Source organism: Pseudomonas sp. Ors-4-3C, assembly GCF_055755035.1.
The window spans coordinates 4400229-4413879 of sequence record NZ_CM146900.1 but is presented as its reverse complement, the minus strand read 5'-3'; the positions used below and the strand labels follow the sequence as shown (position 1 = coordinate 4413879).

Genomic DNA, 13651 nt, shown 5'->3' with positions numbered 1-13651 from the left:
TACCGAAAAAATCTTACTCTTAACAAATTACTTTAACTTCCGAGCGCAGCTTTCAGTGCTGCATCAAGTTATTGGTCGAAAGTATCTGCCAAATTGTCGTTACCCCTCCTTTTAAGCTCCTAAATCTCCGTTCTGTAAGGGTTTTCCTTTAATCCGCGCCTTGACGGTGTGGTGGGCGCATTCCTATAGTGTGCGCAAGTGGCGGAAAGTGGCATGAAGTGGGTTTTTTGAGCTCAAAACGATAAAAATTGGAGAAACGCTGACGTGTTTCGCGGAGCTAACGCTATCAGTCTCGATGCAAAGGGCCGTCTCGCCATGCCGAGCCGGTACCGTGACGAGCTCGTTTCGCGTAGTTCCGGCCAATTGATCGTGACCATTGATGCCGTTGATCCGTGCCTGAGTGTCTACCCGCTCGACGAGTGGGAAATTATTGAAACCAAGTTGCGCGCACTCCCTTCGCTTCGCGAAGAGAACCGTCGCCTGCAGCGTTTATTGATTGGTAATGCCGTCGACCTCGAACTCGACGGCAGTGGTCGTTTTCTGGTTCCACCGCGTCTGCGCGAATACGCAAAGCTTGATAAGAAAGCGATGCTGGTGGGCCAACTGAACAAGTTCCAATTGTGGGACGAGGATGCATGGAACGCGGTGTCTGCCGCTGACCTTGCTGCTATTCAACAACCGGGCGCCATGCCTGACGAACTGCGTGATTTGATCCTGTGACTATTGATAGCGGCTTTAACCACATCACCGTACTGCTTGACGAAGCCGTCGAGGCTCTCGCCGTACGTCCTGATGGCTGCTATCTGGACGGTACGTTCGGTCGCGGCGGGCACAGTCGGCTGATCCTCAGCCAGCTTGGGACGGACGGTCGGCTCATCGGATTCGACAAGGATCCTCAAGCGATTGCCACCGGGCAAACGCTAGCGGCCGAAGACGGCCGCTTTGTCGTTGTGCAGCGCAGCTTTGCCGAGCTGGGTTCGGTGGTTGCCGAGCAAGGTCTGAGCGGCAAGGTCAGCGGTATCCTGCTCGATCTCGGCGTGTCTTCGCCGCAGCTGGATGACGCCGAGCGCGGCTTCAGTTTCCTCAATGACGGCCCACTGGACATGCGCATGGACCCGTCCCGTGGCATCAGTGCCGCCGAGTTCGTCAACACCGCGCCGGTGGAAGAAATCGCCCGGGTGTTCAAGGAATACGGCGAAGAGCGTTTCTCCGGCCGCATGGCCCGCGCCGTGGCCGAGCGCCGCGACATCAAGCCGTTCGAGCGCACCGCTGATCTGGCCGAGGTCCTCAAAGTCGCCAACCCGGCGTGGGAGAAGGGCAAGAACCCGGCGACCCGTGCATTTCAGGGCCTGCGTATTCACGTCAACAACGAACTGGGCGATCTGGAGGCTGGCCTCGAAGCCGCGCTGGAGGCTCTGGAGGTCGGTGGCCGTCTGGTGGTCATCAGCTTCCACTCGCTGGAAGACCGCATCGTCAAACTGTTCATGCGCAAACTGGTGAAAGGCGAAGCCGACAACCTGCCGCGCAACCTGCCCGTGCGCCACGTGGCGTTCGAACCGAAAATCAAAATCCATGGCAAAGCGCAGACGGCCTCCGACGCCGAACTCAAAGCCAACCCACGTTCCCGTAGCGCTGTGATGCGTGTCGCGGAGAAGTTGCGGTGAGCAAGCTTTTCGCCAAGCCCCTGCCTGGCGGCAGCTTTATCATGTTGCTGCTGTTTATCGGCGTGCTCGTGTCGGCCATCGGCGTGTCTTACAGCGCGCACTGGAACCGCCAGTTGCTCAACACCCTTTACAACGAACTCAGCGTGCGCGACAAGGCGCAGGCCGAGTGGGGGCGGCTGATTCTCGAACAGAGCACCTGGACCGCGCACAGCCGCATCGAAGTGCTGGCCACCGAACAACTGAAAATGCACATCCCTGGCGCGGCTGACGTGAAGATGGTGGCGCCATGATGAAACTCGAAGGGGCACTCTTCCCGTGGCGCTTCCGTCTGGTCGTTGGTCTGCTCGGTGTCATGGTGGCCGCGATCTGCTGGCGCATCATCGACCTGCAAGTGATCGACCGAGACTTCCTCAAGGGGCAGGGCGACGCGCGCAGTGTTCGTCATATCCCGATTCCTGCACACCGTGGTCTGATTACTGACCGTAACGGCGAGCCCCTGGCCGTCAGTACGCCGGTGACCACGCTGTGGGCCAACGCCAAGGAAATGCAACTGGCCAAAGAAAAGTGGCCAGCACTCGCCGCTGCGCTGGGGCAGGATCCGAAAGCCTTGGCCGAGCGTCTTGAAGCCCAGGCCAACAAAGAATTCATTTACCTGGTGCGCGGGCTGACCCCTGAGCAGGGCCAGGCCGTGCTTGACCTGAAAGTGCCGGGCGTCTATGGCATCGAAGAATTCCGCCGCTTCTATCCGGCCGGTGAAGTCACCGCACACATGGTCGGCTTTACCGACATTGACGATCACGGGCGCGAAGGCGTCGAGCTGGCCTACGACGAGTGGCTGGCCGGGGTGCCGGGCAAACGGCAGGTCATCAAGGATCGGCGCGGTCGGCTGATCAAGGATGTCCAGGTCACCAAGAACGCCAAGGCCGGCAAGCCCTTGGCGTTGTCGATTGACCTGCGTCTGCAATACCTGGCCAACCGTGAGCTGCGCAACGCGATCATCGAGAACGGCGCCAAGGCCGGTAGCCTGGTGATCATGGACGTGAAGACCGGCGAGATTCTCGCCATGGTCAACCAGCCGACCTACAACCCGAACAACCGTCGCAACCTGCAGCCGGCGATGATGCGTAACCGCGCGATGATCGACGTGTTCGAACCGGGTTCGACCATGAAAGCGATCTCGATGAGCGCGGCGATCGAATCCGGCCGCTGGAAACCGACCGACACCGTCGAGGTGTACCCGGGCTCGCTGCAGATCGGCAAGTACACCATCAAGGACGTTTCGAAGACCGAAGGTCCGGTACTCGACATGACCGGTATCCTGATCAATTCCAGTAACGTCGGCATGAGTAAGGTCGCGTTCGATATCGGCGGTGAGACCATTTACCGTCTCGCGCAGAAAGTCGGCCTTGGCCAGGACACCGGTCTCGGCTTCCCGGGCGAGCGTGTCGGCAACCTGCCGAACTACCGTGACTGGCGCAAGGCTGAAACCGCGACGCTGTCGTACGGCTACGGTATTTCCGTGACCGCGATCCAGCTGGTTCACGCGTTCTCGGCGCTGGCCAACAACGGTCGTCTCGCACCACTGACCCTGATCAAAACCGACAAGCCGCCGCAGACCACGCAGGTCCTGCCGGAGGCGGTGGCGAAAACCATGCAAGGCATGTTGCAGCAAGTGATCGAAGCACCGCGCGGCGTGTTCCGTGCGCAGGTGCCGGCGTATCACGTGGCCGGCAAGTCGGGTACTGCGCGTAAGACTTCGGTGGGCACCAAGGGCTACGCCGAAAACTCCTACCGCTCGCTGTTCGCCGGTTTCGGGCCGATGAGCGATCCGCGCTATGCCATCGTGGTAGTGATCGATGAACCGTCCAAGGCCGGTTACTTCGGTGGTCTGGTTTCGGCGCCGGTGTTCAGCCGTGTGATGTCCGGCACTCTGCGTCTGATGAACGTGACCCCGGACAACCTGCCGACCACCCAACAGGCCAACGCTACGCCGGCCGTTCCGCTGAAAGCCAATGGAGGGCGCGGCTGATGTCTCTTAGTCTGAACAAGATATTCCCCCACGCCGGCCACGATCTGCTGATCCGTGAATTGGCGCTGGACAGTCGCAACGTACGCGCCGGTGACCTGTTCCTCGCCGTCCCGGGCGGTAAATTCGATGGCCGTGCGCACATCGCCGATGCCTTGCAGCGCGGCGCGGCGGCGGTTGCCTATGAAGTGGAAGGCGCCACCGTGCTGCCGATCACCGAAGTGCCGCTGATCCCGGTCAAAGGCCTGGCTTCGCAGCTGTCCGATATCGCCGGGCGCTTTTATGGTGAGCCAAGCCATCACCTGAACCTGGTCGGGGTCACTGGCACCAACGGCAAAACCAGCGTGACCCAACTGGTTGCGCAGGCACTCGATCTGCTCGGCCAGCACTGCGGCATCGTCGGTACGCTGGGCTCCGGCTTCTATGGGGCGCTGGAAAGCGGTCTGCACACCACGCCGAATCCGATTGCCGTGCAAGCGACCCTCGGCGACCTGAAAAAGGCCGGGGCCAAAGCCGTGGCCATGGAAGTCTCGTCACACGGTCTGGACCAGGGCCGCGTTACCGCATTGGCGTTCGACGTCGCGGTAATGACCAACTTGTCCCGCGATCACCTGGATTATCACGGCACCATGGAGGCGTACGCCGAGGCCAAGGCCAAGCTGTTCGCCTGGAATGACCTGAAGTGCCGCGTGGTCAACCTCGACGACGATTTCGGTCGGCAACTGGCCGCCGAAAAACGCGATTCGCGCCTGATCACTTACAGCCTGCTCGACAACAGCGCCTACCTGTTCTGCCGTGAAGCGCAGTTCGATGACCACGGGGTGCGCGCCACGCTGGTCACGCCGCAGGGCGAGCATCACCTGCGTAGCACGCTGCTCGGCCGTTTCAACCTGAGCAACGTACTGGCGGCGGTCGGCGCCTTGCTCGGTCTGGATTACGCCCTCGACGAAATTCTCAAGGTGCTGCCGAAACTCGAAGGCCCGGCCGGACGCATGCAGCGTCTGGGTGGCGGCACTCAACCGCTGGTGGTGGTCGATTACGCCCACACCCCGGATGCGCTGGAAAAAGTTCTGACCGCGTTGCGCCCACACGTCAAAGGCCAGTTGCTGTGCCTGTTCGGCTGCGGCGGTGATCGTGATCGCGGCAAGCGTCCGCTGATGGCCGAAGTGGTCGAGCGTCTGGCCGACCGCGTGCTGGTCACCGATGACAACCCGCGCACGGAAGATCCGGCGCAGATTTTCGACGACATCCGTGCCGGCTTCACCGCGGTGGATAAAGTCACTTTTGTTGCCGGTCGTGGTCAGGCGATCGCCCAGCTGATCGCCGCTGCCTCGGCGGATGACGTGATCGTCCTGGCGGGCAAAGGCCATGAGGACTATCAGGAAATCAACGGCGAGCGTCACGCTTTCTCCGATCTGGTCGAAGCCGATCATGCCCTCACCGCATGGGAGGTGGCTCATGCTTAAGGCCCTGAAGTTGAGCGAACTGAGCAACGTGCTCGACGCACGTCTGATCAGCAGCGATGCCAGTTTTGATGGCGTCAGCATCGATAGCCGGGCGATCACCGCTGGCCAACTGTTTATTGCCCTGACTGGCCCGCGCTTCGATGGTCACGACTATCTGAACGACGTCGCCGGCAAAGGCGCGGTCGCGGCGCTGGTCGAGCGTGAAGTGCCCGACAGCACCCTGCCGCAACTGCTGGTCAAGGACACCCGCCAGGCCCTCGGCCAGTTGGGTGCGTTGAACCGTGCCGCGTTCACTCAGCCAGTGGCGGCCATCACCGGCTCCAGCGGCAAGACCACGGTCAAGGAAATGCTCGCGAGCATCCTGCGTACTCGCGGTCCGGTGCTGGCGACCCGTGGCAATCTGAACAACGATCTCGGCGCACCGCTGACCCTGCTCGAACTGGCGCCGGAACACACCGCCGCCGTGATCGAACTGGGCGCTTCGCGTCTGGGCGAAATCGCCTACACCGTCGGGCTGACCAAGCCGCATGTGGCGATCCTCAACAATGCCGGTACCGCCCACGTTGGCGAGTTCGGCGGGCCGGAAAAAATCGTCGAAGCCAAAGGCGAGATCATCGATGGGCTGGCGGCGGATGGCGTCGCCGTGCTCAATCTCGATGACAAGGCCTTTGGCATCTGGAAGCTCCGCGCCGGCGCACGCAAGGTGCTGACCTTCTCCCTGAGCAATCCTCAGGCAGATTTCTACGCCAGCGACCTGAGCACCGATGCCCGGGGTTGCCCGGCCTTCAACCTGCATACACCTGAAGGTGTGGAGCACGTTCAACTGAACCTGCTCGGCACCCATAACGTCGCCAACGCCATGGCCGCCGCTGCTGCCGCGCACGCTCTGGGCGTGTCGCTGTTCGGCATCGCCACCGGGCTTGGCGCGGTACAACCGGTCAAGGGTCGCACCGTCGCGCAACTGGCGAAGAACGGTATGCGCGTGATCGATGACACTTACAACGCAAACCCCACCTCCATGTGCGCTGCCGTTGATATACTCGCCGGCTTTTCCGGCCGCACCGTCCTGGTGCTCGGAGATATCGGCGAGTTGGGCGATTGGGCGGAGCAGGGGCACCGCGACGTGGGCGAATATGCCCGGGGCAAGGTTTCCGCGCTTTACGCGGTCGGACCGAACATGGTCCACGCCGTGAACGCATTCGGCAAAGAGGCGCATCACTTCGGCACGCAAGCCGAACTGATCCAGGCCCTCGACGCCGAGCAGGACACAAACACCACCATTTTGATCAAGGGTTCGCGCAGTGCAGCGATGGAAAACATCGTTGCGGCTCTGTGCGGGTCCAGTCTGGAGAAACATTAATGCTGCTGCTGCTAGCGGAGTATCTGCAACAGTTCTACAAAGGCTTCGCGGTCTTCCAGTACCTGACCCTGCGCGGGATCCTCGGTGTGCTGACCGCGCTGGTTTTGTCGCTGTGCTATGGCCCGTGGATGATCCGCACCCTGCAGAACCGTCAGATCGGCCAGTCCGTGCGCAATGACGGCCCGCAATCGCACCTGTCCAAGTCGGGTACGCCGACCATGGGCGGCGCACTGATTCTGTCCTCCATCGGTGTCAGCACCCTGCTTTGGGCTGACCTGAGCAACCGTTACGTGTGGGTCGTGCTGCTGGTGACCCTGCTGTTCGGCGCCATCGGCTGGGTCGATGACTACCGCAAGGTGATCGAGAAGAACTCCCGTGGCTTGCCAAGCCGCTGGAAGTATTTCTGGCAGTCGGTGTTCGGTCTGGGCGCGGCGATCTTCCTTTATATGACTGCTGCGACGCCGGTGGAAACCACGCTGATCCTGCCGATGCTCAAGGACTACAGCATTCCGCTGGGCGCCGGTTTCATCGTGCTGACCTACTTCGTGATCGTCGGCTCAAGCAACGCGGTCAACCTGACTGACGGCCTCGACGGTCTGGCGATCATGCCAACCGTTATGGTCGGCGGCGGTCTGGGGATCTTCTGCTACCTGTCGGGTAACGTGAAATTCGCTGAATACCTGCTGATCCCTTATGTGCCGGGCGCGGGCGAACTGATCGTGTTCTGCGGCGCGCTGATCGGTGCCGGCCTCGGATTCCTCTGGTTCAACACCTACCCGGCGCAAGTGTTCATGGGCGACGTCGGTGCGCTGGCACTGGGCGCGGCACTGGGCACCATCGCGGTCATCGTCCGTCAGGAAATCGTCCTGTTCATCATGGGCGGCGTGTTCGTGATGGAAACCCTGTCGGTGGTGATCCAGGTTGCTTCTTTCAAGATGACCGGTCGCCGAGTGTTCCGCATGGCACCGATTCATCACCACTTTGAACTCAAGGGCTGGCCCGAGCCACGCGTGATCGTCCGTTTCTGGATCATCACCGTGATTCTCGTGCTGATCGGCCTTGCCACCCTGAAGCTGAGGTAGAACGAGTGTCTCTGATCGCTTCTGACCACTTCCGCATCGTTGTCGGCCTCGGCAAGAGCGGCATGTCCCTGGTTCGCTTCCTGGCGAACCGGGGTGTGTCGTTTGCCGTCGCCGATACGCGGGACAATCCACCGGAACTGGCCACGCTCAAGCGTGACTATCCGCACGTGGAAGTGCGTTGTGGCGAGCTGGACGTCGAATTCCTGTGCCGTGCCGACGAGCTCTACGTGAGCCCCGGCCTGGCGCTGGCGACCCCGGCCCTGCAAGCCGCTGCCACCCGCGGTGTGAAAATGGCCGGCGACATCGAGCTGTTCGCGCGTAACGCGCGGGCGCCGATCGTGGCCATCACCGGTTCCAACGCGAAAAGCACCGTCACCACCCTGGTCGGCGAGATGGCGGCTGCGGCCGGCAAACGCGTGGCGGTGGGCGGCAACCTCGGTACGCCAGCGCTGGAATTGCTCAGCGACGACGTCGAGCTGTACGTGATGGAGCTGTCGAGCTTCCAGCTGGAAACCACTGACCAGCTCAACGCTGAAGTGGCCACCGTGCTGAACATCAGCGAAGACCACATGGACCGCTACAGCGGCCTGCCGGCGTATCACCTGGCCAAGCACCGGATCTTCCGTGGCGCGAAGCAGTTTGTGGTCAACCGTCAGGACGCACTCAGCCGTCCGCTGATCGGCGAGGGCCAGCCGTGCTGGACCTTCGGCCTGAACAAACCGGATTTCAAGGCCTTTGGCCTGCGCGAAGAAGACGGCGAGAAATACCTCGCCTTCGAATTCCAGAACCTGATGCCGGTGCGCGAACTGAAAGTGCGCGGCGCGCATAACCAGGCCAACGCCCTCGCTGCGCTGGCGCTGGGGCATGCGGTCGGCCTGCCGTTCGACGCCATGCTTGATGCCCTGCGCAATTTCGCCGGTCTCGAACACCGCTGCCAGTGGGTGCGTGATCTCGACGGTGTGGGTTACTACAACGATTCCAAGGCGACCAACGTCGGCGCCGCACTGGCCGCCATCGAAGGCCTGGGCGCGGACATCGACGGCAAAGTCGTGCTGATCGCCGGTGGCGACGGCAAGGGTGCCGAGTTCAAGGATCTGCGCGATCCAGTGGCGGCCAACTGCCGCGCCGTGATCCTGATGGGCCGCGACTCCGACAAGATCGGCGCAGCCATCGGCGATGCGGTGCCGCTGATTCGCGCCGGTTCGCTGGTTGAAGCCGTCGAGCAATGCCGCGCGGTCGCCCAGCCGGGTGACGTGGTGCTGCTGTCGCCCGCCTGCGCCAGTTTCGACATGTTCAAGAATTACGAAGACCGTGGTCACCAGTTCGTCCGCGCCGTGGAGGATCTGGCATGAGCCTGCGCAATATCATCAAGCCGTACCCGTCGCCGATCATCACCGGTCGTGGCATCGACCTCGACTTCCCGATGCTCGCCGGTTGCCTGGCGCTGCTGGGCCTGGGCCTGATCATGATTGCCTCGGCCTCCACCGAAGTGGCGGCGGCGCAGTCGGGCAGCGCACTGTACTACATGATTCGCCACCTGATCTATGTGGCGCTGGGCCTGGGTGCCTGCATCATTACCATGATGATTCCGATCGCCACCTGGCAGCGTCTGGGCTGGATGATGCTGATCGGCGCCTTCGGTCTGCTGGTGATGGTGATCGTCCCCGGGATCGGCCGTGAAGTGAACGGGTCGATGCGCTGGATCGGTTTCAGCTTCTTTAACGTTCAGCCGTCCGAGATCGCCAAGGTGTTTGTGGTGATCTACCTCGCCGGTTATCTGGTACGTCGTCAGAAAGAAGTGCGCGAGAGCTGGATGGGCTTCTTCAAGCCGTTCATCGTGCTGCTGCCGATGGCGGGGCTGTTGCTGATGGAGCCGGACTTCGGCGCCACCGTGGTAATGATGGGCGCTGCGGCAGCGATGCTGTTCCTCGGCGGGGTCGGGCTGTTCCGCTTCTCGCTGATGGTGGTACTCGCAGTCGGGGCCGTGGTCTTGCTGATTCAGATGCAGCCCTACCGGATGGCGCGTCTGACCAACTTCGCCGACCCGTGGGCCGACCAGTTCGGCGCCGGTTATCAGTTGTCGCAGGCGTTGATTGCCTTCGGTCGCGGTGAGTGGCTGGGCGTCGGCCTGGGCAACAGCGTGCAGAAACAGTTCTACCTGCCTGAAGCGCATACCGACTTCGTGTTCTCCGTACTTGCCGAAGAGCTGGGTGCGGTGGGTTCGCTGTGCACCGTGGCGCTGTTCGTGTTCGTGTGTATTCGCGGCATGTACATCGGTCTGTGGGCCGAGAAAGCCAAGCAGTTCTTTGCCGCTTATGTGGCCTACGGCCTGTCGTTCCTGTGGATCGGTCAGTTCCTGATCAACATCGGCGTGAACGTCGGTCTGCTGCCGACCAAGGGCCTGACCCTGCCGTTCCTCAGTTATGGCGGCAGTTCCCTGGTGATCTGCTGTGCCTGCCTCGGCTTGTTGCTGAGGATCGAGTGGGAGAGTCGGACCCACCTGGGCAGTGAAGAGATGGAGTTCCATGAGAGCGACTTCGCCGAGGAGCCGAACCATGGGCGCTAACGTATTGATCATGGCCGGCGGCACCGGCGGCCACGTGTTCCCGGCGCTGTCCTGTGCCCGTGAATTCCAGGCGCGCGGCTACACCGTGCACTGGCTCGGCACGCCCCGCGGAATCGAAAACGAACTGGTGCCGGCTGCAGGTCTTGAACTGCATCGCATCAATGCCACCGGATTGCGTGGCAAGGGCAAGCTGTCGCTGCTCAAGGCACCGTTCATGCTGCTCAAGTCGGTGTGGCAGGCGCGGGCGGTGATTCGCCAGCTGCGTCCAGTCTGCGTGGTCGGCTTCGGTGGTTATGTGACCGGCCCGGGCGGGATTGCCGCGAAACTGGCCGGTGTGCCGGTGATCGTTCACGAGCAGAACGCCGTGGCCGGCACCGCCAATCGGTTGCTGGTGCCGTTCGCCGCCCGGGTGTGTGAAGCGTTCCCCGACACCTTTACTCTGTCGGACACCCGCCGTACCACCGGAAACCCGGTGCGCAGCGAGCTGTTCCTCGAAACATCGCGACCGGCTCTGGCCGGGCGCAAAGCGCGTTTGCTGATCCTCGGCGGAAGCCTTGGCGCAGAACCGTTGAACAAGTTGCTGCCTGAAGCCCTGGCGCAAGTCCCTGCCGATTTGCGTCCGGAAGTGTTTCATCAGGCCGGCAAAAACCACGATGAAGTGACTGCAGAGCGCTACCGCGCCGCCGGCGTGGATGCGCAGGTGCAGCCGTTCATCAAAGACATGGCCCAGGCCTATGGCTGGGCTGACCTGGTGGTGTGCCGCGCTGGCGCGCTGACCATCAGTGAGCTGGCTGCCGTTGGTCTGCCCTCGATGCTGGTGCCTTTGCCCCACGCGATCGACGATCACCAGACCCGCAACGCCGATTATTTGGCCCGTGAAGGCGCAGCCTTCGTGATGCCGCAAAGAACGACTGGTGCCGCGGACCTTGCCGCGCGCCTGACAGAGGTCTTGATGCAACCGCAACGACTCGAAGAAATGGCCCAAGCGGCCCGCCGTCTGGCCAAACCCGATGCCACCCGTAGCGTGGTCGATACCTGCCTGGAGGTGGCCCATGGTTGAGAATCAGAAAGCCATGCCACAACCGGAAATGCGCCGCATCCGTCGCATCCACTTCGTCGGTATCGGCGGTGTGGGCATGTGCGGGATTGCCGAAGTGTTGTTGAACCTGGGCTATGAAGTGTCCGGTTCCGACCTGAAAGCTTCGCCAGTGACCGAGCGTCTGGAATCGTTCGGTGCGCACATCTATATAGGCCACCGTGCCGAGAACGCTGCGACCGCCGATGTGCTGGTGGTTTCCAGCGCTGTGAACACCTCCAACCCGGAAGTGGCGACCGCCCTTGAGCGCCGCATCCCGGTGGTACCGCGTGCCGAGATGCTCGCCGAGCTGATGCGCTATCGCCACGGCATCGCCGTCGCCGGTACCCACGGCAAGACCACCACCACCAGCCTGATCGCTTCGGTGTTCGCCGCCGGTGGCCTGGACCCGACTTTCGTTATCGGTGGCCGTCTGAATGCAGCGGGTACCAATGCCCAGCTCGGCACCAGCCGCTACCTGATCGCCGAAGCCGACGAAAGCGATGCCAGTTTCCTGCACCTGCAACCGCTGGTGGCCGTGGTCACCAACATCGACGCCGACCACATGGCGACCTACGACGGTGACTTCAACAAACTGAAAAAAACCTTCGTCGAGTTCCTGCACAACCTGCCGTTCTACGGTTTGGCGGTAATGTGCCTGGACGATCCGGTGGTGCGTGAAATCCTGCCGCTGGTCAAACGTCCGACCGTGACCTACGGCTTCAGCGAAGACGCCGACGTGCGTGCGATCAATGTGCGCCAGCAAGGCATGCAGACTTTCTTCACCGTGCTGCGCCCGGATCGCGAGCCGCTGGACGTGTCCGTGAACATGCCGGGCAACCACAACGTGCTCAACTCGTTGGCGACCATCTGCATCGCCAGCGACGAAGGCGTCAGCGACGAAGCCATCGTCCAGGGCCTGTCCGGGTTCCAGGGGGTCGGCCGACGCTTCCAGGTCTACGGCGAACTGCCGGTGGACGGCGGCAATGTGATGCTGGTCGATGACTACGGTCACCACCCGACCGAAGTCGCTGCGGTGATCAAAGCCGTGCGCGGTGGCTGGCCGGACCGCCGTCTGGTGATGGTCTACCAGCCGCATCGCTACAGCCGCACCCGTGACCTGTACGACGATTTCGTCAATGTACTGGCCGACGCCAACGTGCTGCTGCTGATGGAAGTCTATCCGGCCGGCGAAGAGCCGATTCCGGGCGCGGACAGCCGCAAACTGTGCAACAGCATCCGTCAGCGCGGTCAGCTCGACCCGATCTACATCGAACGCGGTGTCGACCTCGCGCCGCTGGTCAAGCCGCTGCTGCGTGCCGGCGACATTCTGCTGTGCCAGGGCGCCGGTGATATCGGCGGTCTCGCACCAAAACTGTTGAAAAGTGAGTTGTTCGCCGGCGCCGTGGCTGCGTCGGTCGAGGGGAAGTTGAAATGACTGCTGCCTACGCCAACCTGTTCTCCACCATCGCGCCGAAAGATTTCGGCCGTGTCGCCGTGCTGTTCGGTGGCATGAGTGCCGAGCGTGAGGTTTCGCTGAAATCCGGTAACGCCGTGCTCGACGCGCTGCAAAGCGCTGGCGTGGACGCGTTCGGGATCGACGTCGGCGAGGATTTTCTGCAGCGTCTGCTGAACGAAAAGATCGACCGCGCGTTCATCATCCTTCACGGTCGTGGCGGTGAAGACGGCTCGATGCAGGGCCTGCTCGAATGCGCCGGCATTCCGTACACCGGCAGCGGCATCCTTGCCTCGGCACTGGCGATGGACAAGCTGCGCACCAAGCAGGTCTGGCACAGCCTCGGGATTCCGACGCCGCGTCACGCCGTGCTGTGCAGCGAAGCCGATTGTATTTCCGCGGCGACGGAACTGGGCTTCCCTTTGATCGTCAAACCGGCGCATGAAGGTTCAAGTATCGGGATGGCCAAAGTGAGTTCTGCGTCCGAGTTGATCGACGCATGGAAAGCGGCCAGTACCTACGATTCGCAAGTCTTGGTTGAGCAATGGATTCAAGGTCCGGAGTTCACCATCGCCACCCTGCGTGACCAGGTGTTGCCTCCTATCGCCCTGGGTACACCGCACACGTTCTACGACTACGACGCCAAGTACATCGCCAACGATACCCAGTACCGCATTCCGTGCGGGCTGGATGCCGCCAAGGAACAGGAACTCATGGATCTCACGGCCAAGGCCTGTGAGGCGCTGGGTATTGCCGGTTGGGGCAGGGCGGACGTGATGCAGGACGCCGACGGGCAGTTCTGGTTCCTGGAAGTGAACACCGCACCGGGCATGACCGATCACAGCCTGGTGCCGATGGCGGCCCGTGCTGCCGGTCTGGACTTCCAGCAACTGGTTCTGGCCATTCTGGCCGCCAGTGTTGAAGGCTCCGGTCATACAGAGGCGCGAGGTTAAGAC

At 62.1% G+C, this 13651-nt stretch carries 12 protein-coding genes; all 12 read left to right on the top strand.

Annotated elements, in window-relative coordinates; all coding sequences use genetic code 11:
- Nucleotides 1-264 precede the first annotated feature (264 nt).
- Genes mraZ through ACVHNU_RS19780 form a run of 12 tightly spaced genes read left to right on the top strand, consistent with a single transcriptional unit; the run spans nucleotide 265 to nucleotide 13648 of the window.
- On the top strand, nucleotides 265-720 hold the full coding sequence (mraZ, locus tag ACVHNU_RS19835; RefSeq protein WP_473018152.1) for a division/cell wall cluster transcriptional repressor MraZ: 456 nt from the start codon (nucleotides 265-267) through the stop codon (nucleotides 718-720).
- Nucleotides 717-1664 carry a 16S rRNA (cytosine(1402)-N(4))-methyltransferase RsmH gene (rsmH, locus tag ACVHNU_RS19830; protein ID WP_003228024.1) on the top strand — a complete coding sequence of 316 codons (948 nt, stop codon included), beginning with the start codon at nucleotides 717-719 and terminating at the stop codon, nucleotides 1662-1664. The genes mraZ and rsmH overlap by 4 nt, the downstream gene beginning before the upstream one ends.
- Entirely contained in the window at nucleotides 1661-1954 is a 294-nt protein-coding gene (gene ftsL / locus ACVHNU_RS19825) for a cell division protein FtsL (protein WP_003228022.1), read from the top strand. The genes rsmH and ftsL overlap by 4 nt, the downstream gene beginning before the upstream one ends.
- The gene (locus ACVHNU_RS19820; protein WP_198286827.1) at nucleotides 1954-3693 is read left to right on the top strand and encodes a peptidoglycan D,D-transpeptidase FtsI family protein; all 1740 of its coding nucleotides are present in this window, start codon (nucleotides 1954-1956) and stop codon (nucleotides 3691-3693) included. The genes ftsL and ACVHNU_RS19820 overlap by 1 nt, the downstream gene beginning before the upstream one ends.
- Nucleotides 3693-5156, top strand: a complete 1464-nt coding sequence (locus ACVHNU_RS19815; RefSeq protein ID WP_262143271.1) for a UDP-N-acetylmuramoyl-L-alanyl-D-glutamate--2,6-diaminopimelate ligase — start codon at nucleotides 3693-3695, stop codon at nucleotides 5154-5156. The genes ACVHNU_RS19820 and ACVHNU_RS19815 overlap by 1 nt, the downstream gene beginning before the upstream one ends.
- Entirely contained in the window at nucleotides 5149-6516 is a 1368-nt protein-coding gene (locus ACVHNU_RS19810; protein WP_473018150.1) for a UDP-N-acetylmuramoyl-tripeptide--D-alanyl-D-alanine ligase, read from the top strand. The genes ACVHNU_RS19815 and ACVHNU_RS19810 overlap by 8 nt, the downstream gene beginning before the upstream one ends.
- Complete coding sequence (gene mraY, locus ACVHNU_RS19805; protein WP_003228019.1) at nucleotides 6516-7598, top strand: phospho-N-acetylmuramoyl-pentapeptide-transferase; 1083 nt, start codon at nucleotides 6516-6518, stop codon at nucleotides 7596-7598. Before ACVHNU_RS19810 ends, mraY begins: the two co-directional genes overlap by 1 nt.
- 5 nt (nucleotides 7599-7603) lie before the next feature.
- Nucleotides 7604-8950, top strand: a complete 1347-nt coding sequence (gene murD / locus ACVHNU_RS19800; protein ID WP_473018149.1) for a UDP-N-acetylmuramoyl-L-alanine--D-glutamate ligase — start codon at nucleotides 7604-7606, stop codon at nucleotides 8948-8950.
- Nucleotides 8947-10164 (top strand): putative lipid II flippase FtsW, encoded by a 1218-nt coding sequence (gene ftsW, locus ACVHNU_RS19795; RefSeq protein WP_003228018.1) that lies wholly within the window; start codon nucleotides 8947-8949, stop codon nucleotides 10162-10164. Before murD ends, ftsW begins: the two co-directional genes overlap by 4 nt.
- Nucleotides 10154-11224, top strand: a complete 1071-nt coding sequence (gene murG / locus ACVHNU_RS19790; RefSeq protein ID WP_003228017.1) for an undecaprenyldiphospho-muramoylpentapeptide beta-N-acetylglucosaminyltransferase — start codon at nucleotides 10154-10156, stop codon at nucleotides 11222-11224. The genes ftsW and murG overlap by 11 nt, the downstream gene beginning before the upstream one ends.
- A complete protein-coding gene (murC, locus tag ACVHNU_RS19785) occupies nucleotides 11217-12677 on the top strand; it encodes a UDP-N-acetylmuramate--L-alanine ligase (RefSeq protein WP_201136629.1) in 1461 nt (486 codons plus the stop codon). Before murG ends, murC begins: the two co-directional genes overlap by 8 nt.
- Entirely contained in the window at nucleotides 12674-13648 is a 975-nt protein-coding gene (locus ACVHNU_RS19780; RefSeq protein ID WP_086791637.1) for a D-alanine--D-alanine ligase, read from the top strand. Before murC ends, ACVHNU_RS19780 begins: the two co-directional genes overlap by 4 nt.
- The last annotated feature ends 3 nt before the right edge of the window (nucleotides 13649-13651 follow it).